General features: G+C 56.7%; 24 protein-coding genes. 5 read left to right on the top strand and 19 right to left on the bottom strand.

Annotated elements, in window-relative coordinates; all coding sequences use genetic code 11:
- Positions 1-4: 4 nt before the first annotated feature.
- Positions 5-895 carry an SDR family oxidoreductase gene (locus OLTU_RS18110; protein ID WP_218110109.1) on the bottom strand — a complete coding sequence of 297 codons (891 nt, stop codon included), beginning with the start codon at positions 893-895 and terminating at the stop codon, positions 5-7.
- Positions 896-1,117: 222 nt separating this feature from the next.
- Between OLTU_RS18110 and OLTU_RS18105 the strand changes: the two genes are divergently transcribed.
- A complete protein-coding gene (locus OLTU_RS18105) occupies positions 1,118-2,575 on the top strand; it encodes a cytochrome B6 (protein WP_141734170.1) in 1,458 nt (485 codons plus the stop codon).
- 282 nt (positions 2,576-2,857) lie between these two features.
- Here the strand turns inward: OLTU_RS18105 and OLTU_RS18100 are convergent, their stop codons facing one another.
- From OLTU_RS18100 to OLTU_RS18080, 5 genes are all read right to left on the bottom strand, one after another.
- Positions 2,858-3,607, bottom strand: a complete 750-nt coding sequence (locus OLTU_RS18100) for a DUF72 domain-containing protein (protein WP_141734169.1) — start codon at positions 3,605-3,607, stop codon at positions 2,858-2,860.
- A 78-nt stretch (positions 3,608-3,685) separates the two neighbouring features.
- The gene (locus tag OLTU_RS18095; protein ID WP_141734168.1) at positions 3,686-4,456 is read right to left on the bottom strand and encodes a class I SAM-dependent methyltransferase; all 771 of its coding nucleotides are present in this window, start codon (positions 4,454-4,456) and stop codon (positions 3,686-3,688) included.
- On the bottom strand, positions 4,456-5,454 hold the full coding sequence (locus tag OLTU_RS18090; RefSeq protein ID WP_141734167.1) for an NAD-dependent epimerase/dehydratase family protein: 999 nt from the start codon (positions 5,452-5,454) through the stop codon (positions 4,456-4,458). The genes OLTU_RS18095 and OLTU_RS18090 overlap by 1 nt, the downstream gene beginning before the upstream one ends.
- A complete protein-coding gene (locus OLTU_RS18085) occupies positions 5,441-6,463 on the bottom strand; it encodes a glycosyltransferase family 2 protein (RefSeq protein WP_141734166.1) in 1,023 nt (340 codons plus the stop codon). The genes OLTU_RS18090 and OLTU_RS18085 overlap by 14 nt, the downstream gene beginning before the upstream one ends.
- Entirely contained in the window at positions 6,460-7,560 is a 1,101-nt protein-coding gene (locus OLTU_RS18080; protein WP_141734165.1) for a DegT/DnrJ/EryC1/StrS family aminotransferase, read from the bottom strand. The genes OLTU_RS18085 and OLTU_RS18080 overlap by 4 nt, the downstream gene beginning before the upstream one ends.
- Before the next feature lie 4 nt (positions 7,561-7,564).
- Between OLTU_RS18080 and OLTU_RS18075 the strand changes: the two genes are divergently transcribed.
- Entirely contained in the window at positions 7,565-8,734 is a 1,170-nt protein-coding gene (locus OLTU_RS18075) for a mannosyltransferase family protein (RefSeq protein WP_141734164.1), read from the top strand.
- On the opposite strand, the gene OLTU_RS18070 is transcribed toward OLTU_RS18075, so the two are convergent.
- The 7 genes from OLTU_RS18070 to OLTU_RS32395 form a co-directional block, all read right to left on the bottom strand.
- Entirely contained in the window at positions 8,717-9,004 is a 288-nt protein-coding gene (locus OLTU_RS18070; protein ID WP_141734163.1) for a hypothetical protein, read from the bottom strand. The two genes, OLTU_RS18075 and OLTU_RS18070, sit on opposite strands and share 18 nt — an antisense overlap.
- A gap of 90 nt (positions 9,005-9,094) precedes the next feature.
- The gene (locus tag OLTU_RS18065; RefSeq protein ID WP_141734162.1) at positions 9,095-10,180 is read right to left on the bottom strand and encodes a universal stress protein; all 1,086 of its coding nucleotides are present in this window, start codon (positions 10,178-10,180) and stop codon (positions 9,095-9,097) included.
- Between the two features lie 172 nt (positions 10,181-10,352).
- The gene (locus OLTU_RS18060; RefSeq protein ID WP_141734161.1) at positions 10,353-10,784 is read right to left on the bottom strand and encodes a response regulator; all 432 of its coding nucleotides are present in this window, start codon (positions 10,782-10,784) and stop codon (positions 10,353-10,355) included.
- A 137-nt stretch (positions 10,785-10,921) separates the two neighbouring features.
- On the bottom strand, positions 10,922-11,779 hold the full coding sequence (locus OLTU_RS18055) for a universal stress protein (RefSeq protein WP_141734160.1): 858 nt from the start codon (positions 11,777-11,779) through the stop codon (positions 10,922-10,924).
- Positions 11,780-11,825: 46 nt separating this feature from the next.
- The gene (locus OLTU_RS18050) at positions 11,826-12,794 is read right to left on the bottom strand and encodes a universal stress protein (RefSeq protein ID WP_141734159.1); all 969 of its coding nucleotides are present in this window, start codon (positions 12,792-12,794) and stop codon (positions 11,826-11,828) included.
- A gap of 138 nt (positions 12,795-12,932) precedes the next feature.
- Positions 12,933-14,015, bottom strand: coding sequence for a hypothetical protein (locus OLTU_RS18045; RefSeq protein ID WP_141734158.1), 1,083 nt, complete (start codon positions 14,013-14,015; stop codon positions 12,933-12,935).
- A 152-nt stretch (positions 14,016-14,167) separates the two neighbouring features.
- On the bottom strand, positions 14,168-14,350 hold the full coding sequence (locus tag OLTU_RS32395; RefSeq protein ID WP_218110108.1) for a hypothetical protein: 183 nt from the start codon (positions 14,348-14,350) through the stop codon (positions 14,168-14,170).
- 178 nt (positions 14,351-14,528) lie between these two features.
- On the opposite strand from OLTU_RS32395, the gene thrS reads away from it, so the two are divergent.
- The 3 genes from thrS to OLTU_RS18030 all read left to right on the top strand — a co-directional run bounded on the left by thrS (position 14,529) and on the right by OLTU_RS18030 (position 18,314).
- On the top strand, positions 14,529-16,340 hold the full coding sequence (gene thrS, locus OLTU_RS18040; RefSeq protein ID WP_141734157.1) for a threonine--tRNA ligase: 1,812 nt from the start codon (positions 14,529-14,531) through the stop codon (positions 16,338-16,340).
- A gap of 14 nt (positions 16,341-16,354) precedes the next feature.
- Complete coding sequence (gene upp, locus OLTU_RS18035; protein ID WP_141734156.1) at positions 16,355-16,987, top strand: uracil phosphoribosyltransferase; 633 nt, start codon at positions 16,355-16,357, stop codon at positions 16,985-16,987.
- 322 nt (positions 16,988-17,309) lie between these two features.
- A complete protein-coding gene (locus OLTU_RS18030; protein WP_141734155.1) occupies positions 17,310-18,314 on the top strand; it encodes a C-type lectin-like domain-containing protein in 1,005 nt (334 codons plus the stop codon).
- Here the strand turns inward: OLTU_RS18030 and OLTU_RS18025 are convergent.
- The 6 genes from OLTU_RS18025 to OLTU_RS18000 all read right to left on the bottom strand — a co-directional run bounded on the left by OLTU_RS18025 (position 18,311) and on the right by OLTU_RS18000 (position 24,768).
- On the bottom strand, positions 18,311-18,667 hold the full coding sequence (locus tag OLTU_RS18025; protein ID WP_141734154.1) for a hypothetical protein: 357 nt from the start codon (positions 18,665-18,667) through the stop codon (positions 18,311-18,313). The genes OLTU_RS18030 and OLTU_RS18025 overlap by 4 nt on opposite strands.
- A gap of 37 nt (positions 18,668-18,704) precedes the next feature.
- On the bottom strand, positions 18,705-21,014 hold the full coding sequence (locus OLTU_RS18020; protein WP_218110107.1) for a xanthine dehydrogenase family protein molybdopterin-binding subunit: 2,310 nt from the start codon (positions 21,012-21,014) through the stop codon (positions 18,705-18,707).
- Between the two features lie 10 nt (positions 21,015-21,024).
- The gene (locus OLTU_RS18015) at positions 21,025-21,486 is read right to left on the bottom strand and encodes a (2Fe-2S)-binding protein (RefSeq protein WP_141734153.1); all 462 of its coding nucleotides are present in this window, start codon (positions 21,484-21,486) and stop codon (positions 21,025-21,027) included.
- 140 nt (positions 21,487-21,626) lie between these two features.
- Entirely contained in the window at positions 21,627-22,694 is a 1,068-nt protein-coding gene (gene rsgA / locus OLTU_RS18010; RefSeq protein WP_176736740.1) for a ribosome small subunit-dependent GTPase A, read from the bottom strand.
- 251 nt (positions 22,695-22,945) lie between these two features.
- A complete protein-coding gene (locus tag OLTU_RS18005; protein ID WP_141734151.1) occupies positions 22,946-23,863 on the bottom strand; it encodes a hypothetical protein in 918 nt (305 codons plus the stop codon).
- A 14-nt stretch (positions 23,864-23,877) separates the two neighbouring features.
- Positions 23,878-24,768 (bottom strand): hypothetical protein, encoded by an 891-nt coding sequence (locus OLTU_RS18000; RefSeq protein WP_141734150.1) that lies wholly within the window; start codon positions 24,766-24,768, stop codon positions 23,878-23,880.
- Positions 24,769-24,780 lie beyond the last annotated feature (12 nt).

Genomic DNA, 24,780 nt, shown 5'->3' with positions numbered 1-24,780 from the left:
GCGGTTATCCGGCCGTGGTATCTCCACCGAGCAGCGAGAGGACTTCACCAGTGATATAGCTGGAATCGATCGATGAAGCAAAGAAGACAAAGGCTGGCGCAATTTCCTCGGGCTGGGCGGGGCGGCCGTAGGGTGTGCTCTCGCCGAAATGGGCCGTGGCTTCGGGCTTGAGTTCAGCCGGATTGAGCGGAGTCCAGACGGGACCAGGGGCCACGCAGTTCACACGAATTTTACGCTTCACCAGGTTTTTCGCCAGCGACTTGGTGAAAGCATGGATGGCGCCTTTGGTGGCGGAATAATCCAGGAGCGCGGCACTGCCTTCGAGGCCCGTGATGGATCCGCAGTTGATGATGCAGCCGCCTTCTGGAAGTTCGGGAATCGCGGCCTTGGCCATATAGAAATAGCCGAAGATATTGGTGCGAAAGGTGTGTTCAAATTCCTTCTCATCCAGATCCTCGATGTTCTCAATGTGCTTCTGGCGGGCGGCGTTGTTCACGAGGATATCCAAATGTCCCCAGGTTTTCACCGTGCTCTTTACGGCCTGGCGGCAAAATTCAGGATCGCCGACATCGCCTGGGATACTGATCGCACCGCGCCCCAATGCCCGCACGGCTTGCAGAGTTTCCTCGGCATCATCCTGTTCCTCGGGCAGATGCACGATGGCAACGTCCGCGCCTTCCTTCGCATAGTGGACAGCAACCGCCCGCCCTATTCCCGAGTCACCCCCGGTGATGAGCGCCACTTTCCCTTCGAGTTTTCCTGAGCCGCGATATTCCAAACCTTCATACTGGGGGCGGGGTTCCAGGTCCTTCTCCAATCCTGGTTTGGGAATTTTGCGCGCGGGAAATGGAGGAGTCGGTCGTTCGTTCTCCATTTCTGAATTGTTGAATTGCATCGTGCACCTCCTGATTAAAACGACGGACACCGCTTTTCAAAGTGCAGATTTCGTTCCAGGTTTGAGTTAATTTCTCAAAAATCCTACCGAACCGAATCTTCATCCTATTTTTCTGCAGAAATTGCGGAATCTTCCCAGCAGCCATGCGCTGCCCTCTCTTTTTACTGTGGCGGTCAGAGTCGATCTTTCTTGCCTCCATCCAGACTGTAAGGGAGTCTTGTCATGAGGAATTTTTCGGTGGTGGTGCTCATGGCCACCAGTCTTTCCGCCTGTCATCAGAGCAGTGATCTCTTTCAAAAGAAGGAACGGAGCGCCGCGCCTGCTCCGGGCAACACGCCCAATCAAGCGCAGCCACCCGAAACAGAGCGTCCTGGTGATACGAGTTATATCCCGGTGGCCATCACCGAATCGTTTGCTGACATGCGGGCCCGCCTCGTGGCCGGGAAACCGGAGGCCGAACGCAAGCAGAATGAAATGCTCAATGCGCGCTACGATATGAGTTCGCGGGCTGAGGCGAACATTTACATGAGTCGCGGCAAGCCGGTCCAGACGGGTGTGCGGGTTCGCCTCCGTGAAAATGTCACCTGGGAACAGCTTGGGCAGATGACGCCCGAACAGATCAAACAGCAAAACCTGTTCCCGGACGGCTTCATGCCTCTGCCGCATCCGCGTCATGAAGAAGGCGGGCAGGTGCTCCCGCAGTTTCATATCGATGAAATCATGGCTGCGGAAGGACGCAATCTTTTACGCTTCGATGTGGAGCTGGATATTCCCGATCATTTTTTACCGGAATTTCCTGCACCAATTTTCCTGACCACACGACCTGATCTCGGGGATGTTTCGCAGGGTGTTTTGATCACGAACAAAAACTTCTTTGAAATTTTTGATGGCATCCTCACGCCGCGGCAGCTGGATGGTTTGCGTCTGCTCGTGACGCCCTTTGCCCAGCAGCAATTCAACGTGACCAATGATCGACGCACGGATAGCCCGGAACTGGGAATTTCCTGTTTCGACTGTCATGCCAACGGCCATACCAATGGCGCCACGCACCTGGATCCGGTGACCCGTCCTCAGGAGTTCCGCCGGCGTCTTGATGTTCCGACACTGCGCGGCCTGAATATCCAACGCCTCTTCGGCAGTCAACGGGCGATGAAAACGGTGGAGGACTTCACCGAATTCGAACAGCTGGGCGCTTACTTCGATGGGGATCATGTGACAGCGGCCAAGAAAGGCTTTAACAAGCTCGACCGTGCGCTTCAGGTCGCGCATATGGCCGAATTCCAGTCCATTCTGGATTTCCCACCGGCGCCAAAACTTGATATCAATGGCCGCTTGATTCCCGCAGTGGCGACGTCTGCCGAGCTGCGCGGCGAAGAGCTTTTCTACGGCAAGGCCGAATGTGCCAGCTGCCATCCCGGGCCTTATTTTACCGATAACAGCATGCATGATCTGAAGGCGGAACGCTTCTTTAAGCCGCAGAACGTCAATGGGCGGCTGATGACGTCGGTCGGTCCCATCAAGACCTTCCCTCTGCGCGGCATTCGTCATTCCCCTCCGTATCTGCACGACGGTCGCCTCTTGACGCTGGATGATACGGTGGAATTCTTCAATCTCGTTCTGGAACTGCGTCTGACCGAAGCTGAGAAGAAAGATCTTCTGGCCTTCCTCTACGTCCTCTAATTGCTGGCTCCAGAACCACGAAACAGGAGGTTTTCGATCATGTATCGAAAACCTCCTTGCAACTCATCCATCAATGGGTTCGGCTGAAGTACCGGGAGCAAAGCTCGAGATCGCTCACACGATCCATGTCTTTGTCCTGCTCTGATGTCTCTCCTGCGTTGGACATAGGCCGGAACCTGTCCGGCTTTTGCAACACTTTCAGGATTCGTACCAAACTCCAAACCCCTGAAAATTCCATAAGGCGCTGCGAAAAGAGGCAGGCTCCAGTGCAGGTCAAAAACATCACCTCATGTCCCCTGCTGACTCCAAACCGGGTCGCTCCAGAATATTCACCAATTCCAATGCATTGTGAGTAGCGCGACCAAATTTCGTGTTGTCAAAAATAACCCAGGAATCCTGTCCAGCGGCTTTTTCCTTTTGCAATGTTTCCCCAAGATGCTGCAGGTACGCGTAGGCATAATCACTCGCATAGATTTCCGGGGAACCATGCAGCCGCCAGTATTGAATCGGACTGACGAATTCAGGCTTCAGGTCGGGGCAGCGTTCCGGGTCCGCATGCACTTTGCCGATCCGCATTTCATGCATCAGAAGATGGGCCTCGTGGCTGGCCCAGCTGCGATGTCTTGGCTCCACCACGATCGGCCCTTCATAGATGCGTCGGATGGCCGCGAAGAGGTCCCGATCCTGATCAGGATCAAAAACGTGACGCGGGGCCAGCTGAATCAGAATGACTCCGAGCTTTTGACCCAGATGCAGATACCCGTCGACCGTATGCAAAAGGTCGGTCGTTTTCCAATCGCGGCTGTGCGTGTAAGCGCGCGCCATCTTCACCGCAAAGCGAAAGTTGGCGGGAGTCATGGCGGCCCATTTTTCATAGGTTTTGGGCTCGTGATCGCGATAGAAGGAGCTGTTGATTTCCACCGCCTTGAAACGGCTCGCATAGCGTTCCAGCTGCGAGCCGGAGGGGGCAAAGAAACTGGTGGCGGTTCGCGGGATGCTCCAGGCGGCAGTGCCGATAAAAAACGTGTTCATGGTGGCCTCGAATATCAGACGCGGCCCTTCATGGGCCTCCCGTCCTGTTCGAAATCCATGCGAAAAACATGCCGCCTCTTAGCGCCGGCGGGCGACGAGGAGATGCGAAACACCGAAGGGCAGGCCCAGACCGAGACGACTGAGCCTCCATTCACTGAATGTGATCCAGCGCAGAAGGCGGTTGAGAGGACCAGGCACCGGCTTATGATCGCTGCCTTCCTCGGCCGAGGTCGTCTGCCGATCCGCGCCCCAACGCCAGCGATCCTTCAGCGCCAGAAGGCAGGCGATGGGAAAAGCCCAGCCCAGGAGATGGGATTGAAAGACCAGCTCATAGCCCTGCTCGTGAAGCAGCTGATGCATGGAACGTGGATAGAAGCGGCGACCGGCTGCGGTCTGACGATCGTGCTGACGCCAAAGAAAAGGGTAGGCCGGCTCATTCCAAATCAGAATGGAACCAGGTTTCTGCACGCTGGCGATCTTTTGCAAGGCGGCGGCCGGGTCCTTGATATTCTGATGGTAAAGAACGCAGAGGATCACGGCGACGTCGAAATCGTGGGGCGCCCTGGCCGGCAATTCGTCAATGGTCCAGGGTTCCACTTTCAAAGTGGGGAAACGCTTCTGCGAAAGCTCGCGGGCCAGTGCGGAAGGCTCCATGCCCAGCACATCCCCATGGGATTGGAGCCGCTGCGTGCTGCCACCCGTTCCGGAGCCGATATCCAGTATTCGGAGAGGCCTTGATCGTTGGGGAGCGAAGCGCTTCAGCAAAGTTTCCACAGCCTCAAGCCGCGCGCGATAATACCAGCCATGATCCTCGGCTTCCGCGAGGGCCAGGTAAGCGGTCTCTTCCATCAGACGTCCTTCCGATGGCTTTTCAGATAATGCTGCAGGTGCTCTTCATAAAAATCGATGGTCTGCTCCAGACCTTTCTGCAGCGGGATTTTCGGCTTCCAGCCCGTGGCCTGGTGGAAATCCTCGTAGGAGCCATAATAATCCCCGATGTCGATCGCCTTGCGTTCGGCGGGGAAGGGGACGTCCTCGATTTCAAAGAGGAGGCGCTGGGCCAGAATCTCAACGAATTCCCGCAGGCTGTGCGGTTGATGGTGGCCGAGATTGAAGATGCGGCCGGGATGATCGCCCAGGGCGGCGATTTCCAGCGCGTCCAACACATCATCAATGGCATTGAAATCCCGCAGCTGATGCCCGCCATCAAAGAGCTGAATTTTTTCCCCGAGCAGGGCCTTGCGCAAAAAAATTCCGGTAAAGCCCTTGTCCTGGCTCAGAAGATCCATGCGCGGTCCGTAGGTATTCGTCAGACGCAGGACCGTCGCGGCGATTCCGTAAACCTTATGGTAGAGCTGAAAGTACTGTTCGGCCGCCAGTTTATGAATGCCGTTGATATCCACCGGTTCGATCGGATGCTGCTCATTCACCGGCAGATACTGCGGCTTGCCATAAACCTGGCGGGTGCTGGTCAGAACCAGCTTCACCTTGGGATTATGCTTGCGGCAACTTTCGAGCACATTCAAATGCCCGAGGCAATTGATCTGCAGATCATTGATGGGATTCCGCATGCTATCGATGTGGCTGAGCTGCCCCGCGAGGCAGAAGATATAATCCTGCTCGGCCACGAGGTAGTCCACGGAATAGGGCTCGCGAATATCGGAAAAATTCACCTGCACCCGATCGCGAATGCTGTCGATATTAAAGGTGCGCGCGCCATAGCTGGGAATCATGGCATCGATCAGCGTGACCCGGGCGCCCCGCTCGACCATGCGAATGGCGAGGTTGCTGCCGATGAAGCCAAGGCCTCCCGTGATGAGAACGCGGGCCTGCTTAAACGTTGACATGGAAAGGCTCCTCTCGCAAAGGGGGCGGGGTCAGGCGTTTGGCCTGCGGAACGCGGGGCATCGGACCCGGTTCCGGCTGCTCCCGGCCATAGGCATAGCGAACGATATACTGAGGCGTGCCGGAATGATCGAGAAACATGCGGCCCAGATATTCACCGACGAGCCCGATAATCAAGAGCTGAATCCCGGAAAAAAACGTCATCGCCACCAGTATGGTGGGCACGCCCATGGTCAGCGAGGGATTCATGATCTTGTCGATGATGATCAGAATCATCAGCGGCACACTCGCGGCCGCGGTGAAAAGACCAATCATGGCTGCCAGGCGCAGCGGGCTGATCGAGAAATTCAGGAACATGTTCAGCCAGAGCTTGACCAGTTTTTTCAAGGTATAGCCGGACGCACCCTGATCGCGCTTTCTGTGCTCGACGGGAATCTGCGCGATATTTTGCGTCGTGCGAAAGATCAGGCCATCGATATAGGGAAACGCGCCCCGGTAGGTGATGACCTGATCCACGGTAAAGCGATTCATGACCTTGAAGCTCGACAGATAAAGATGCTTGGGCTTTTTCAGCATGACCGTGGCCACCGCATCATTGAAACGGCTGCCGAGGTTGCGAAACCAGTGATGCTGCTTTTCCCTGTAAAAACCATAGACCGTATCGAAGTTGCCCGTTTTGATGGCTTCGTACATGCGAATGATTTCCGCGGGCGGATTCTGCCCGTCATCATCCAGCACGGCGACATAGGCGCCACGGCTTTGATTCAGACCGGCCAGGACCGCATTATGCTCGCTGAAGTTGCGCGAGAGCTGCAGAAAGGTCACGTGCTGCGGATGCGCTTCGACCAGCTGCCGGCAGACCGCTTCCGTCTGATCGCGCGAACCGTCATTGACCAGGATGATTTCGAAGGTCAAAAATTGAAAAAGACGCAGAATGTCCTGCACGACAAAGCCGATGGTGGCCGCGCCGTTGTAAACAGGAATGACAAACGAGAGTTCCGGTGCATTCATCGCGGCAGTGCCTCGTGCAGGGTGTCGATGACCTTGTCCTGTTCCTCATGCGTGAACTCAGGAAACAGAGGAAGCGAGAGGAGTTCCGCCGCCGCCTTTTCCGCCACGGGCAGGTCCCCGGCCTCGTAGCCGAGGTCCTGATAAGCCGGCATCCGATGCAGAGGCGTGGCATAGTGCACGCCCGTGATGATGTCGCGGGCGGCAAGCTTTTCCTTGAGCTCCTGACGGAAGGGACTGCGCACGGCGAATATATGCCAGGAGTGAGTGCGACCCGCCGGCCTTGTGGGCAGCTGCAGGCGCCGCCCATCCAGTTTTTCCAGATAACGCTGCGCCAGACTTTGGCGCTTTTGCATATCGGCGTCGAAGTATTTGAGTTTCAGATTCAGGATGCCGGCCTGCAATTCATCCAGCCGACTGTTCAATCCATCCACCTGAGCAATTGGTGTTTCATCAAAGCCATACATTCTTTGCTGCCGCAAAGCCTTGGCCAGACCAGCATCGCGGGTGGTGCACAGGCCGCCGTCACCATACGCGCCGAGATTTTTCGTCGGATAAAAGGAGAAGCAGGAAATCGCTCCAAAGGAGCCGGCGGGCCGCCCCTTATAAAAAGAGCCCAGCGCCTGCGCACAGTCCTCGATCACAGCCAGGCCGCGGGCCCGGGCAAAGGCCAGCAGGGGATCCATATCCACCATCAACCCATGCAGATGCACCGGGATGATGGCCTTGCAGCCTTGCGTATTCAATTTTTTGAGCTGTTCGACATCCATCAGCAGAGTGTCGGGTTCGACATCGACGAACACCGGCCGCGCGCCGCAGAGCCGAATGGCGGCTGCTGTGGGCACGGCGGTATTGGGCACCGTGATCACGCCATCACCCGGCTTCACCCCCAGAACCCGCAGCGCGAGCACCAGCGCATCGGTTCCTGAGTTGACACCCACCGCGTGATCCATTCCGATCAGATTCGCCATCGCACCCTCAAAGGCACGCCCCTCGGCGCCTAAAATCAACTGGCCGGAGTTTAAAACACGCTGTATCGTATCCATAATCTCAGACTGCCGTTCACGCCACTGGCGCTGGTAATCAAAAAGGGGAATCATCTATATGCCTCATCAGCCTAGGGTGCATGGGAAGATCATAGCGAAGTTCCAAGGCCTCGACTATCGAAACCCTGCTCTATTCCATAGTGCCGCAGCGCGTCCCTCGCTGTCCCAGTGCATGGGTCTCGCCCTTGTTGTGGGCGTGGTCCATGTCCTGCTGTGGTTGGTCGTCCTGCAACGCTCGGACACAAGCTGGAGTGCACTTTTGCAGCATTGGGACGCGGGCTGGTATCTGCGGATTGCGACGCAGGGTTATGACGCGGCAAGCGCGGCGTTTCCTCCGCTGTTCCCTTATATGGCCCGGGGACTCACCACACTTTTTGGTTTGAGTGGCGTCACGGCGACACTCGCGGTCGGAACCCTGCTCTCCGTTGTGTGTTTCGCTTTGAGCCTGACCCTGCTGGTGGCCCGTCGCGGCCCCCGGCCTGAAAGCTGGCTCACCTGGGGCGGACTTTTGTTTTTTCTCTGGAGTCCAGCCTCCTATATTTTTCATTCCTTTCACACGGAAAGTTTATTTTTGCTGCTTTCCGTGCTCGGCTTTACCGCGCTTCATCAAAAAAAGTGGTGGCTGGCTGCGATCTGGGCTGGTCTTGCGGCTTTGACCCGGCATCAGGGTGTTTTCCTGGCGATGGCTCTGGCCTTTGGGGGCATGCTCATGGCGCAGGAAAAAAAACCGCTGCAGCGTCTGGGAATTTTTGTGGGCATGGGGGTGATCAGCGGACTTTTGTGGGGGCTGGCGCCTCTCCTCCATTTTTGGGAAGGTCGCGGCTGGTTTCCGGCGATGGGCGCGCATCAGAGTCATTGGTTCATCGCCGACGGCATCAGCACCTATTTCAAAACATTTTTACTGGCCAATCCCATTCAAAACCTTCGCGTGGGGAGCCTTCTGCATCATCTCTTCTATGGGCTGTGGCTGGCGGGAACGCTGCTGCTCTTCCGTCGCGGCCGTTTTGCGGAAGCCTTGTACTGCTTTCTCAGCCTTGCGATCATGCCGCTGCAGGGTGAGCTGGTCGACGCCTTTCGCTTTGGGGCCGTCCTCTTTCCTCTGCTTTTCGTCCTGGGCGATGCCTGGGAACGGCTGCCACGCTGGGCCGGTTGGCCCCTGCTGGCGCTTTATGGACTTTTGAATCTGGTGGTGACCTGGCAGTATGGGATCTTACGCTGGGCTTATTGAAACCGTGTGACGGACCTCACGCAGGATTCGCTCCGCGCGCTCGACCAGAGCCCGCGCCTTGTGGGGGCTGTCTGCTATCGTGCAGGTATCGATGCCGTCGGGATAGCCGTAACCGGCAGCCCTGATATCCTCTTTGAGTCTGCTGAATTCGCGCCAAAGATCGATGCGATCCACGAAGCGGAGTTCCTCCTCGAGAATTCTCAGGGCCACATAAAGGTTGCGACAGTGAATCTGTTCCCTACAGTGCTCACAGGTTTGCCTTTCGTTCATGATCATTCTCCAGGGTTAAGGGGCTTGGCGATCCGCACCTATGTGAATGCATAACAAAAAACATACCAGCCACTTCGTCCTGAATTATTTTCATAAGTTATCTGGATAAGCCTCGCAGGCTTGTGGGATATCGCTCAATTCCTTGTCGGCGTTGGTGCGCGCTTCCCACTCATTATCCTGCAGACGATTACGGGATTCCTCAAAGCTCGGAATCACCAGAAGTCCTGCCCTATTCTGCATGAGAGCCTGATAGGGAATGTGATCCAGAGTCAGACGGCGATTGGCAAAAAACTGATGACGCCCCATGATCACAAGCCGGATGCCGCTGTTCTCCATCATGCGGTTGAATTCGCTGTCGATATCGCCCAGAGCGGCGATGGGATGATAGCGCCGCAGGAGATCCTTGCAGGAGCTGGTGTTGTGAAAGCGATAAAACAGTTCCTCATTTATTTTCTGCAAAAGCGTTTTTTGCAATAAGTCAGGAGTCAAACGGATCTCGCGCGACATACGCCCCTGTTTGGCGCTTTCCGCCATATCGCGGAGAGTCTGCTCGATATCCATCGCATTCGCTTTCAGTACGTGCGTATGATAGACCGCTTCACAGTCCAGGGTGCGGGCGAGCTGGAGGCCGCTTTCGAGAACATGCCAGCCTTCACCGCCGAGACTGTCGGCGATCAGAATGTTCAGCGGCTCTTGAAAATCAATGGCGGTGTTGGCTGGCAGAATCAGCACCGGAACCGGTGCATAAAAAGCCAGCGAGAGCGCGGTGGACAACCCTTTGAAAGCGCGGGCCTCATCCTGCTCGCGGATGCCGCAGATGATCAACCCTGATGACACGTCCTTGGCGATACGCCCGAGGTTTTCCGCTGGATCCCCGCGTTCGATGTGCACATGAACGTCGACGTCCTCGCTTGTGGCATGGGCCAGTGCCTTCAGAATGCTACGGGCCCGCTCCTTGCTCCAGGGGTTGGCCTGAGGCGTCGCCTGGCTGGTGGGATTCGGGAGGATTTCACCGGCACTGGACCAGGCGATGGCGGACTCAAAGCAGTGCACCAGTTCCACACGGGACTGTAATTTTTTCGCCAGCGCCATGGAACTCTGCAGGAGCAGATTCTCATGGTCGTCAATACGCATCCCAACCACGATGGGTTTTTTTTGTGCCTTCCATATTTTCATTATGGACCTCCATTCGCTTTGGTTTTGCAAGAAAAGAGCCTGAATGGGAAAAGCTTGAAACAAGCTGAAAAGGCGACCGTTGGGTGTAATTCTCTGCGCGGATTATAGCGAAAGGCAGTGGTAAAAGACACAAAAAGCGGACATGAATGGGGGAGCAGCCCCAGCGGCGTCATCAGGCTTGGGGCAGAGCGCGTTTCAAGGACTGCAGAACGAGCTGCGGCGTGATGGGTTTCACGATGTAATCATCAAAGCCGGTTTCAGCCAGAGGTCGTTCCTGAAAGTAATGCGCGGCCCCCGTCACAGCCACCAGAGGGGTTTCGGCCACACGCGGGTCCTCGCTTCCGCGCACCGCGAGCGCCATCTGCCGACCATCGAGAACGGGCATATTCAAATCGATAAAGACGATATCATACGAATGACTGGCCATGGCGTCCAGACCTTCGCGCCCATTGGCGGCCATATCCGTCTCGACCCCGTAGCGGGCGAGCAGTCGTCCCATGATCTTTTGATTCAACTCATCATCATCGCAAACCAGAGCTTTGACGCCAGGGAAGGGCAGGTCTTGATCCGTGCCTTCCTTATCCTTCAGAATTTCATTCATCATCGAGCTTTTCGAGAGGAGGGTTGACGGTAAAGCGCATGCCCCGACCGGGTCGCCTCGACCCGGAGCTTCGCAGCCTCGATGGGTGAATCATCCCGGATATTATCCACCAGCGCAAGACTATTCTGGGCCGTTGCGATTCAGGCGCGCACCACCAGCACGGAGTAGGGCTGTTTCACCGCCTGTTCGAGCGAGGTGCTGCCCAGGGCGATCCGTTCCATAAAACCATGGCCCTGCGAGCCGAGGATCAAAAGATCCGATTGCGTGGCCTGCATCACGCGCGCCAGGGTTTCCGAAACGTTGCCGACTTCCACGCGGGTTTGAATCTCCGTGCACACGCTTTTCAACTTGTGGGCGGTCCTGGCATTAGCCGTATTCAGACCTTCACGGATCCAGGGGCCGATATCGGTTTGATACATGACCTCGGGCAGCACGGTGACCAGAGTCAGATGTTGAATGCCCTGCGGAGCCCATTGGATGAAGCGTTCGATCCATTGATTGGCGTAAGGGGAATGATCGCTCGCCAGGACCACCGATAAACCGGAGCGGCCGCGCCAGGTATCCTTGGCGATCAGCACACTGCGTTTCGAATTGATCACCGCCTTGCGGCCCACGCTGCCGACCAGAATGCCTTCGAGCGGGCTTTTGCCGTAGGAACCCACCGCCATGAGGTCCGCGCCCACAGCGTCCGCATAGTCCATCAGCTGATTGCTGATATTGCCGTAGAGCAGCTGGGTCTGACATTCCTTGACGGATTGCCGTTCGGCACTGTCCTTCAGCAATTTGAGCGAGCGGCGGGCTTCCTCCTCCACCTTTTGAAAGTAGTCTTCGAGGTTATAGGGTGCTGCGCCAAAGCCATAAGGCGTCGTGCCCTGATCCAGCCAAACCTCGACGACATTGACCAGGTTCAGCTGGACCTTGGCGAAATTCAGATCATGGATCACCTTGAGAACAAGGTCGCCTTGCGGCAGGTTATCAACTCCTACAACGATCTTCATAAGCGCTCCCTTTCAGGTCTTGAGGATAAGGGTTCGCCCCCGTCATTCAAGGGACGATCAGAACAGCGTCGGAGTTGGCAAGCATGGCGGCAAACGGCACCCGGCCGAAACCCAAAGGCCCATGATGCAGGCGTTGCCGTCGCCCAAATACGATCAGGTCAGGTTTTTTCTCGCGAATCATGGCCGTCACCCGGTTCGCCACATGACCCACCTGGACGATGGTTTCATAGGTGCAACCGGCCTCTTTCAAGGCCTCCTGATACTCCTGGGTGCGGCGGTGCAGAGCGTTATCCATATTGTGTTCGAGGTATTCGATCAGCTCAGGCGTTCCCATCGGACCGACATTGACTTTCCTGCTGATATCAGCCAGCTCGGAAAGAACCCCGTGCATATTCTGTTCGATCACATGCAGGTGAATCACCCGGGTATGACCCCACTGCACCGCGAGGGTCATGGCTTTGCGCACCGCCGCGAGGGACGAGGCGGACAGATCATCGGCCAGGAGGACGAGCTGCTCCTTCTTATCGAAGCGATTGGGCGAACCCTGGCGCAGGATCAGCACCGGCATGGGGGAATGCTGGAGGAGGTTCAAGGCCACCGAAAGACCGCGCGGGATGAGCTGATAAAGGTGCTCATGAATTTCAATGGCAATCATCGCGGCCCGGGTGAGCTGAGCCTCGGTGATCAGGCTGGATGCAGCGTCCTCGGAGTGCACGACCTGGATGCGGACATTTTCGGAATGCTCCAGCTGGGCTTTCATCGCCTCGATTTGCGTGCGAGCTTCGCGCTCATGCGCTTCAGGCAGCTGGCGGCCGAGCTCGGAAATATCGAAACTGCCGAGGATTTCCCGATAAAGCGAGGGAAATTTCAACTTCTCTTCAATAGCGTGAACGAGGCAAATTGGAGTGTCCGGTTTCCGCGTAAAGGAACGAATTTTTTGCACGAGATCCGGGCTCGTGCCTTCCTTTCTCACGCCGACGATCACGGTGTCATGATTCTGAATGGATGCGGGCATACGCAATTCCCCCCTATGTCCCAGCTCTGCTTAAGATACTGCAAAGTTTGGACCGTATGCCTCTTCAGAATTTTTACCAGGACAGCGTGGTATGGGACGATACGGTTGAGTCAAATCACACGGAATGGCCGCATATCGTCAGAGTTCGTTCATCCATCCTCCCTCCTGAGTCTGCTCGGGGCTGAACCAGCAGCGAGGACGGGCCCCCTCCGGCCAGAAATCCTCGTGACAGCTGGCGGCCAGCGCCTGGCTGCGGGCCACCTCACCGCCCGGACTGCTCAGCTGATAGCCTGGAATTCGTGTTTCGTCATAGTAAACAGCGGCGGGATTCTGATTCTCGTGCAATACGGTGGGACAGAGCGCACCGGCCAGAAAAGTGTCGAGTCGGCACTGAGGCGAGGGATGGTAATTATCGGTGACGCCGACCTCGTTCATGTCCGGAGTTCCAACGCTGGGAATCACTTCCGGATCAACCTTCCCGCTGAGAGTCTTGATAAAGGACATGCCGGCAAACACCGTTTTATAGCAGAGTTCACGTTCCTCTTTTGCCTCATGGACGCTGTTGCACTGCGTGACGGCCAGGGGTTCAATCATCTGTTCGTAAAACACGCCTTCAGCATTTTTTGCGTTGTCATCCTGCGCCCATATTTTGCGCAAGCACACCTGAGCCGCGAAATAATCGGCCTGTCCATCCACGGAAACCGGCAGCGCAAGACCTGTGAAGCCCTCCCGCAGGAAGGGAAAGCCACCAAAGAGATGGCCGATTTCATGACACAGAACCAGCGTAAAACCTTCGGGTGTCATGGTCGGAAGACGGGCGAGCCCACCTCCCACACCGATGGACCAATTCTCTTCCTGACGACTGCGGCCGGCATCGGCATTGGTGAAGTCCGAGAGCCAGGAGCAGCGCAGTATGGTGTCTTCATCAGTGGCGCTCATACAGTCCTTGGAAACCGTGGCATCAACCGGGATGCGAAGAACAATCTTTGCGTTGTGCAGCGCGGCCAGTTTCTGGTAGGGCTCCATCACACGATGAATCAATGCACGAAATTGAACTTCATCGATCACAGGTTTGCGTTCGTTGATTTCCATCTCAGAGGATCTTGGAGCAGGAAATCGATCGATGGTATCGACGCGACTCGGCCGCTGGGGAGCGGTCGCGCCGCAGGCGCTGAACAGGGCCAGAAGCAAGGCAGCGGTTCGGGTTGTGCCGGCAGACATAGGAAACCTCCAGGTATGCGTTGCCGATTCCTGGATGAAGCAAGTAGAGTGCCAGGCACTTTGAAGAAAAATTTTCGGCTCACGAGCCAACTCAAAAAGCTCGTCGGTGAAGAGATACGCCCGAGCTGTGACATCCTCACTTGCGATGCGAATCATCCCCTTGTGAACAAAACAGACGACGGCATAGGACGCGCAAGGCGATAACGCAGGATGCGATCCATGGCATGCAGTTCAGCGTGCGACCCATCAGGCGGCTGCCGCACGGATGGTTGCGCCGAATCGAGCGGCAACGCAGCCGGTTGAACACCCCGTTCGGAGGCAGGATTCCACAGCACGCGGCGTTGGCCGGGGTCGGCCTTCGATCCAACTATGTATTTGCGGCGCTTGTCAGCGTCCCGGGTCCCAGGCCGTCAAGACGAAGCCTCAAAAGAATAGCAGCCTGTTTTTTTCCATGATAAGAATGGTGTCCTGGTCATGCCGCTGTTTTGCTCCGTCGTTTTGTGAGGTAATTTGATGGAACTTCAAGAAAATCCAAAACTCTATCGCATCCGCCATTCGCTGGCTCACGTCCTGGCCCAGGCGGTGCAACAAAAATACCCTGACGTTCAGCTGGGCTTCGGTCCTCCGACGGAACATGGATTCTACTACGATTTCGACTTTGGCTCGCATGCCCTCGCCGAAGCCGATCTGAAGGATATCGAGAAGGCGATGAAAAAAATCATCGGTGCCTCGCAGTCTTTTGATTACTTTGAATTCGACTACGCAGGGGCGGTGGACTTTCTGCAAAAGCACCGGGCCGAACCCTATAAGCTGGAAAACCTGCAGAATCTGCGGGATCGCGGTGAAACCAAGTTCACCTTCTATAAGACCGGTCCCTTCCTCGACGTCTGCGAGGGACCTCACGTGGAAAAAACCAGTCAGCTGCCAGCCGATGCGTTCAAGCTCGATCGCATCGCCGGAGCCTACTGGCTTGGCGACGAAAAGCGCAGGATGCTGACCCGCATCTATGCCCTGGCCTTTGAGAACAAGGCCCAGCTGGATGATTTCCTGAAACGGCGCAAGCTCGCCGAGGAATTCGATCACAAGAAACTCGGCAAGGAACTCGATATCTATCACTACGAAGATATCGTGGGCAAAGGGCTTCCGCTCTGGCTGCCGAATGGCACTGTGATCCGCGATGAAATCCAGCGCTATGCCATGGATATGGAATTCCGCTTTGGCTATAGCCGCGTGGCCACCCCGCATATCACCAAGGGCGACCTTTATGTCCGGAGCCAGCATCTGGAATCCTATAAGGACTCGATGTTTCCCCCGATGGTGATCGACGATGAAGGGCAGAAGACCGAATACTATCTGAAACCCATGAACTGTCCGCACCATCACCTGATCTATGCCGCGCGCAAACGCAGCTATCGGGAACTCCCGCTGCGCCTGGCCGAATACGGCACCTGCTATCGCTATGAGCAGTCCGGTGAAGTCTCGGGCCTGATCCGCGTGCGCTGCATGACCATGAACGATGCGCACATCTATCTCAGGGAGAATCAGTTTGAAGAGGAATTCAGCAAACTCCTGCAGATGTACCGGGAATTCTATACCACCTTCGGTCTGACCAAAAACTTCAGCTGCCGCCTCTCGATCCGCAGCATGGAGAACCGCAGCAAGTACAAAGGCCCGGATGCCATGTGGGAAAAGGCCGAGAAGATGCTGGAGCAGGCTCTGATCGACGCCGGGATGGAATACTATCGCGGCGAAGGCGAAGCGGCCTTCTATGGTCCGAAGATCGACTTCCAGTTCAGAAACCTCATGGGTCGCGAGGAAACCGTTTCGACCATTCAGGTGGACTTTTTGAGTCCGATGAATTTTGGTTTGGCCTATACCGACGAGCAGGGTCAGGATCAGATGCCGATCATCCTGCACCGTGCGCCGCTGTCCACGCATGAGCGCTTCATCAGCTTCCTGCTCGAATATTACGGCGGAGCCTTCCCCACCTGGTGTGCGCCCGTGCAGGTCGTGGTCGTGCCGGTGAACGAGGACTGCCATGCCTATGGCCGCGCGCTGGTCGCCGAACTGCATAGCAAAATGGTGCGGGCGGAAATCGATGAGTCGGATAACAGCTTCAACAAGAAGATCCGCAACCATACGATTCGCAAGGTTCCTGTTCAGCTCATCATCGGCATGAAGGAAGTGGAGCAGCAGCAGGTCACCATTCGCCGTTATGGGATCCAGGAGCAGAAAACCGAGGGCCGCGATGCCTTTATCGAGGAACTGCTGAAAGAAATCAAAGGCCGCGTGATGCTGCGGGAACCGATGGGGTCCTTGCTTTAAGAAAAGGAGAGGGAATGAGTCAGGTTTTGGTGGTGGATCATCCGATGGTTCAGGATCGGCTGACGGCGATTCGCCGCGTATCGACGGACAGCGGGGCCTTTCGCCAGCATATGTCCGCGGTGGCCGCGATGCTGTTCTATGAAGCGGCGCGTATTCTGCCCGTCAGCAAGGAAACCATCGAAACACCTCTGCAGCCCATGCAGGCTCCTGTGCTGAAGACCGGCCTCGTGCTGGTCTCCGTGCTGCGCGCCGGCCTGGGCTTTTTGGATGGCATCCTGCCCAGCCTGCCGACGGCACGGGTGGGTTATCTGGGACTGGCTCGCAATCCCAAGACCCTGGCAGCGGAATCGTATTACGCGAATTTGCCGAAGATCATTCCGGAAGATCAGGTCTTCGTTCTGGATCCCATGCTGGCCACCGGTCATACGGTGATTCAGGCGCTGAAACAGGTCGAAGCCGCCGGGGCTCGTCACATTCATCTTGTCACGCTGCTGGCCAGCCCCGAGGGGGTGGCCAACGTTCAGAAGGAATTCCCGGCTGTTCGCATTGTGACCGCATCGATTGATACCGCGTTGAACCATAAGGGCTATATCGTGCCTGGTCTTGGGGATGCCGGCGATCGCCTCTATGGAACCCTGGGACATTAGAGGGTGTTGAAAAGGCCCCTCATTCTGCGTTGCTCGGTCAGCTCCGCTCCTCATGTACCAGCGTGTACACTCCGGTGCTCGCCTCACTCGCGCCTTGCCTGAGGGGCCTTTTGAACACCCTCTTAAAGAGCGGGGCCGGAACCGGACCCATTTCTTACCCGCCGCAAGAATCACCCGCCTGTCGATACGAATTCCAACGGAAACACCCGGCGATTTGCAGCCCTGTAAGTAGGGGAAGTGCAAGTTGGAATCAGGTTTTTCACAGACCCGCATGGGGCCTGCCGATAGAGACTTTAGAGCAACACATGGAGGATGAGTCCGCATGTCCATTCAAAGTTTATCGGCCTTCGGCCTTATTCTTGCCATGCTGAGCTCGTGCGATGCCGGGAGCAAACTCAACCACGGTGAAGTGCTGAAAGGTGATGCCGCCTATAGCCATGCGGATGCTGAGGCTGCCCTGGAATCGCAGACCGTTGCCGTGCCGACCTCGGAAAGCTCGGTCGCGGAAGCCCCTCCCGCAACATCCACCCCTACGGAAGCCGTTCCGGAGGAGGAGGAAGATGCCAATCAAACCGCGCTGGAACCCATTCCGATTGGTGGCGCGTATCTGACCTGTCGTTATCAAGACGGCCAGATGCAGGGCAGTGAAACCTATAAGATGGATTGCCTTGTGACTCAACCGGTGGAGGTTTCGCTTCTGCTGGCCACCGTTCAATTCCATAAAGTCGACCCACAGGGCAATCGGACCCCGCTCACGATCTTAAGTCAGGATCTTCTTGGTCTTTTGTGGACGGTTGAGGAAAAAGCCGCGACCGTTCCCCATAACCGCGTGCAGATCACGCTGAGTGCTCTGGGAGCCCTTTCCGTGACCCTGACAACCACCATCACGCAGCCGCTGGCCCTGACCCGCAACCCCAACTTCTGGCTTGGCGGCGAGCCGAGCAATACGCCACTCAACGGTGTGGATGAGGATTGCGTGGAATATTCCAATGCTGCGATGAAGATCAGTCATCAAAACACCACGGGTATTGCCACCGGAGCGCTGGGTCGCATGAATGATATCGCTTGCAACACCCGCTACAATTTCCTGTGCCGTAATTTAAGCGCTGGGGCCAACGCGGCCAAGTGGATGATCAGCAATAACGAAGGCGCCTTCACCGCTGGGGCCAACGCCTGTCCCCAGGGTTATGCCTTTGGCATCCCCCTGAGCGAAGCGGAAGTGCGGGAGGTCAACACTCTGGTGGATCGCAACAATCAGGCGATGAACATCTGGGTCAACATGAGTGATCGCGCGCGCGAAAACGAGTTTGTCGTACTTGGAATCTAAAGATCATCCAGCAGCACCGGCTTGCGGCCGGCTGCTTTTTTCCGCACACTGTCGAGCGAAATCACGGGCGCGAGCGGACGATTATCCAGCTCCACAGCCCGCATCACATGCTCCTTCAGATCCACTTTCTCCTTTTTCTCAAGGCGAGCCGCCTTGCTCTTTTCCTTGGCTTTTTGATAGGCGGCCCGACGCTGCTCCTTGGCCTGCGCCTTGCGGGCGATTTCCCGCGGATCATTCTTTTTGAATTCCTTGGCCCTTTGATAAGCCTCGCGACGGAGTTTTTTTGCCAATTCCTTCTTGGTTAATTTCGGCTGGGATGGGTTATCCTGGCCTTCCTCGTGATCATCATGCATAAAAAACTCCGTTATACGACAGTCCATGGCGTCCTGTTCAGGTGAAAGCCTGATTCATCATTCCAAATTCCCGGATCCGCTTGCCTGTCAGGGCGAAGATGGCGTTTGCAATCGCCGGGGCCACGGGCGGCACACCCGGTTCCCCGATGCCGCCTGGCGCTCCCTGGGATCGCACAATGTCGACATGGATGCGGGTCGGTTCCTCGCCCATACGCACGAGGCGCACGCCATCGAAATTGTTCTGTTCCACCGCTCCATTCTTATGCGTCACGCCACCGAAAAGGGCCTGGCTCATGCCGTTGATTAGCGATCCTTCCATCTGCGCGCGCACGCGATCGGTATTGACCACGGTGCCGGCATCCACCACCATCCAGGCTTCGTCCACCCAGAGGCGGCCGGCCGGATTTTTGCTCACCGAAACGACGACCCCAACATAGCTCAAAAAGCTGCGATGAGCGGCGAGGCCGAGCGCACGGTTTTTCAACTTGCTCCGATTCGCCCAGTTTGCGTTTTGCGTCACCCGTTCGACGACCTGGCGCAAGCGTCCGGCATCCACCGGATGCCTGTCCAAGGATGCCCCATAGTTTTGCAGTTGTTCAACCCCTAATTCGGAAAGGGGGACGGTTCGGGCTGGACCGAAGATTTCCAGCATGGTCTCGCGCGGGTCCTGCTGCCGGGCATGCGCGATCTCGTCGATAAACGAATTGACGGCAAAGGCATGGAAAATATTGTAAACCGAGCGGAGCCAGCCGATGCGCACATGGGCTTCCGCTTCACAGGCCTCGGCGCTGACATGGGGAATGGCGAGTGGAACATCGAGGACGCCCTGCTGCAGATCGCCGGTGCCCGGACGTTTGGTGTCGGCTTTAAAGGTCGAACCAATCGGTGGGAAGGCCGTGCGGTGACGCCAGGCGATCACCTTGCCTTTTTTGTCGAGGCCGGCCGTCAGATGCTGCGCGCTTACGGTATTAAGGTAATCGTTATGAATGTCATCCTCACGCGTGAACTGTACCCGGACCGGAACGCCCGTGGCTTTCGAAAGAAAGGCCGCTTCCGAGACGAAATCGGCTTTCGATTTGCGGCCGAAGCCGCCGCCGAGCAGCGTGACATGAACGGTGACTTTGGATTCATCGAGGCCGAGCACCCGCGCCACTTCCGTGCGCGCGGCCTGAGGATTCTGGGTGGGAGCCCAGACTTCACAGCTGCCGCCCTTTTCCTTGCGAAAATGCGCGAGGGCCGCCGGTGGTTCCATGGCCACATGCGGAAGGTGGGGCACATAATATTCCGCCTCCACGGTGCGGGCCGCGCCTTTCAAAGCGTTTTCCACATCGCCGACCTTGCGCAAGGTCGTTCCTGGTTTGCGCACGGAGCTCTCCAGCGTCTTGCGGTAGTCCGCAGTATTGTATTTTGCGTTTGGCCCCATATCCCAGCTTATCTTCAGAGCATCCCGCCCTTTCATGGCAGCCCAGGTATTGGTCGCCAGTACGGCGACGCCACCCCAGGGTTTGAACATATAAGGCAGCGTGGGAACGGGCAGTTCAACGACCTGCTTTACGCCGGCCACAGCCTGGGCCGGTTTGGGATCAAAGGAGGTGGCGCGACCACCGACGACAGGAGGTCGCGCGATGACGGCAATCAGCATGTTGGGAAGGCTCAGGTCCGCACCGAAAATGGCCTTGCCCGTGACATAGGCCGGCCCATCGAGAAGAGGCAGATCCTTGCCCAGATGTTTTAATTCATCGATCGGCCGCAACCTGACCTCGGCCGGCTGAGGGATTTTCATGCGACCGGCCTCGACCGCAAGTTCACCGAACCCGAGCTGCCTTTTACTGGGCGTGTGAGTCACCACATGATCCATGGCCGTGCAGGTGTCGGATTTCACCTTCCAGCGGGCCGCCGCGGCCGCGACGAGCATCATGCGGGCGGTGGCTGCCGCCATGCGCATGTCCTCATAGATGCCGCGGATGCTGTTGGAACCGTCGGTGTTTTGATCCCCATAAGCCTTGTCGCCATCGGCCTGCACGATTTTCACTTTTTGCATGCTGGCACCGAGCTCATCGGCCAGCAGCACCGGAAGGGAACTACGGATGCCTTGGCCCATTTCTGAACGATGGCAGACGATGGTCACCCATCCATCGGGAGCGATATGAAGAAAAACATTAGGATTCAAACCCCTGCTGGTTTTTTCCACAGCCCTGGATCCCGTTTTGGGTTTGGGATCGGTGTCGCCAGCGGGCTCATTGGTGGGCTGATCGGCATAGGCATAAACGCCAAAAAAAAGTCCGGCCGCGGAAAGTCCCAAACCTTCCAAAAATGTGCGCCTGCTGCTGATAATTCTTTGCATCATTCCACCTCATTTAGGCTTTGGAGTCCTGAGCCACCTTGAATACAGCATCCCGGATGCGGTTATACGTTCCGCAACGGCAAAGATTTCCGGACAGCGCCTGAGTAATGTCCTCCGCACTCGGCCTGCTCTTTTGCTGCAAGAGAGCCGCAGCGGTCATAATCTGTCCGGCCTGACAAAAGCCGCATTGGGGAACACCATAGGTGACCCAGGCCGTCTGCAGAGGATGGCTGCCATCCGGGGAAAGACCCTCAATGGTTGTCACGCGACGGCCTTCAGCGGAACGGATCGGCGTCACACAGGAACGGACCGCGGCACCATCCAAATGCACCGTGCAGGCGCCGCAAAGGGCCTTGCCACAGCCGAATTTGGTGCCAGTCAGGCCCATGATGTCACGCAGAACCCAAAGGAGCGGCATGTCGGGATCCAGGTCCGTCTGCATTTCCTTGCCATTCACGGTAAACTTTATTTTCATGGTTCAGTTCCTTTTGAGGCGGGAAATATCAAAAGAGAACTGTGGAATGGATCCTTCCGAAAGAAAATCGCCAAAAATATGCAACAATCAGGAAACGAAGGGACGACCGACCTTGAACCTGGCCGGCCGCCCTGGCTCTGTCACTCCCCGCGGTTTCTGCGCTCGCGACGCACAGCCTTGTGGATCGATTTCCAGCGGTTTTTTTCCTCGATCATTTTGCGCTGATCCTGCCGCCTTTCATAAAAGGCCTGCTCCTTCTGGAGTTTGCGATAGCTGGCCAGACGCCCCGCATCCAGCTGTCCGGTGCGAACCGCCTCCTGCACGGCGCAGCCCGGTTCCGATTCATGGCGGCAATCCCGATAACGGCAGCGTTCACCCCAGCCTTCGAGTTCATCGAAGCTGCCCTGCAGCGTTTCCTCATCGAGATTCCAAAGACCGAGTTCCCGGATGCCAGGGGTATCGATCAGAAGCGCACCGGAAGGCAAGGGGACGAGACTGCGACTGCTGGTGGTATGGCGACCGCGACTGTCGCTTTCCCGGATGCCCGCGGTCTCCTGCTTTGCGCTGCCGAGCAGGGCATTCAGCAGAGTGGATTTGCCCACCCCGGATGAGCCGATAAAGACCGCAGTGGATCCGGCCGGCAATTTTTTCTGCAGATCCTCGAGGCCTTCTCCGGAAATGCCGCTGACGATCAGCAGGGGGAAACTGTGCTCCACCTGGGCGACGAGAGCGGGAATTTTCTCTGCAGCCACCAGATCGCTTTTGGTGAGCAGCAGCGTGCCCGCGGCACCGGATTGATGAACCAGAGCCCGATATCGGTCGAGACGTTTCGGATTCAGATCATGATTCAAGGACGTGACCACAAAGATGTGATCAACGTTGGCGGCCAGCAGCTGGGCCTCATGATCCTTGCCAATCGCGCGTCGGGCCAGAAGCGTTTTGCGCGGGAGCAAAGCCAGGATTTGCAGACGATCGTGGGGCGCCCCCCGATTCACCTGCACCCAGTCTCCCACCACGGGCAGGTCCTCCGGGCCGCGGACTTCATGAAAGAAGCGGCCACCCGGTTCCGCCCACCATTCGTGCTCAGTGTCCGATACCTTGTAGAGATTCTTTTGCTGTTCGATCACGCGGACGACGGGGCGATCGGAGTCTTTAATAAATTCAGAATAGAATGAGGCGTCAAAGCCTAATGGTTTGAGTCGAGTCAAAGCGTTAGCCTTTCCCAAAAAGGAATCATAGGAACCGATTGTGTCGGTCTTGTTGATGTCGTTGATTTTTTAATAGGCGGGAAAGGCAAGCCAGAGTCAGGAGCACCGGTATGGAGACCGACTTAGCAGGGCTTTCCCTTGTTCAAGATTACACTATCCATAGGCTCTCTCCTTCATTCAGGGGTGGATCGACCAGTCTCGTCAAGGTATAGACCGGGTTTTTGAAAATGGCAAGGGGCCTGCATAAAAAATCAGTCGTCAAAGCGCAGAACAGCGGTCACAGCGATCTCCAGGAGCTTATTCTGCAGGCGTTCCTGCTCTGGCGACAGGATGCCCTCGGGCATATGCTGCTGCTGATCAAACCAGGCGGTCATGAGCGAGGCCACAAGGCGCGCTCTCTGCGAAGCAATGCGATCCCGGTTCCGGGTAAACAAGGGCGACTTCAAAAAGATCTGAATCAATTCATCGCGAAAACGATCCTTTTCATCGATCAGCAGGGGATTGTGACCAAACACAGCCACGGCATTGCGGAGCGTGGCTTTCATGCGGGCATAGACCTGCTGAAAGGTCCTGATGATATGGGAGGCGGCGGCCTCGGTTTGAGGTCGTCCCTTGTACTGACCCAGTTCCTCAATCAAGGCATCCAGGAGCTGCCGCGCGAAACTTTCATAAAGGCTCGCGATAAAATCTGCCCGCTGGGTCGTGAAACGCTGTTCAGCCGGGCTGGGCGCGGATAGGGCCGCAGGCTTGGGCGTTGTTGGTGCGGCGCGCCGTTCCCCATTATTTTTCCTGCGGCGCCGATCCGGAAGCGGAGGTGGCTGCGGCTGCGGCTGCACCTGCTTCTTTTTCAGACGAGCCAGTTCCTCTTTCACGAGGGAGGCATTCTCGCTCTTGCCGAGCTTGATAAAAGCCCTTTCAATCCACTGCAGGGCTTCAATCTCCAGGCTGCTCCCGGTGCCTGCCGCGCGCGCGGCCTGCAGGTTGAAATAGGCTACCCGTAAGGCTCCATGGGGATTGCTCGTCTCAAGCAGATTGAAGAGCTTTTCGAAATAGGGCTGCCGGGCCTTGGCATCCAATTCCATGACCAGGGACGTAAAGCGATCCACAAGCACATCGTTTTGAGGATTGCTTTTGATATGCTTCAAAAAATCATTGAGTCCGGTGGCCATCGCAGCCCTCAGTGTCACCGGCGACCGTCGCCATCCCTCCGGTCGTCTTTATCATTGTCCCTGTCGTTATCCTTGTCCGGGCTCTTGTTATCGCCCTTGTCCTTATTATCCGGGATGCCATTCACCTTGTCAAAATCCGCAGCGGCCTTCACATTGCTGAGGAAGGCATCGCGCAGCTTTTTATTGTCCCCAGCGGCACTCGCATCGATGACGATATCCTGGCCGGCGGCCGCGGCAAAGTCAGCATCCTTTCCGGAGAAGTTGAACCACTTATCCATCTGGAAGGTGAGGGCGATCTGCTGGTTGCTTCCGGCTGTCACCTGGATGACCTTGGCCTGAGCGTCCTTCATCAGGGAGATGGAATCATCCGCATCGAGCGTAATCTTCAGATTCGACGTCTTGTCATTGGCAGCCACATAGGTGCCGACCAACTGGACGCTGCCGCCGCTCTGCTTATAAAGCTGCAGGCTGATGTCCTTGTACTCGCCTTCCGGGAGTGTGAGCTTCTCCGGTTTCGGACTGATGCTGTTGGTCAGAAGATCCAGCACAAAAGGTCCGGCCAGTCTGGGGCCCGTGCCGGTGTCGCTGCGGTCGCGGCGAACGACGATATCGCTCATCACCAACTGAACCGAACCGAGGACGATCTGGCCCGCGGACTTGCCGTTTTTATCCGTGACCGCCAGGGTCTTGTCCAGAATGCGCAGGGTGGTGCCCGTACCCTGAATGACGATCTCAACCGTTCCCTGTTTTTCCACAGGCGTTGTGGTTCCGGTCTGAATCTTGCTGCTGGGAGGATTGCCACTCCAGGAGCCGCAGGATGGACTGCCGAACACGCAGAGGCACGCGACCAGTCCCGGCAGGACAGGACGGTACCACGCTTGATTCCTGAGTTTGAGCCTTCGCATAACTTGCAGTCC

This window comes from Oligoflexus tunisiensis (assembly GCF_001748245.1).
GTDB lineage: Bacteria > Bdellovibrionota_B > Oligoflexia > Oligoflexales > Oligoflexaceae > Oligoflexus > Oligoflexus tunisiensis.
The sequence above is the reverse complement of the archived record's forward strand: the minus strand, read 5'-3'. Positions and strand labels throughout refer to the sequence as shown.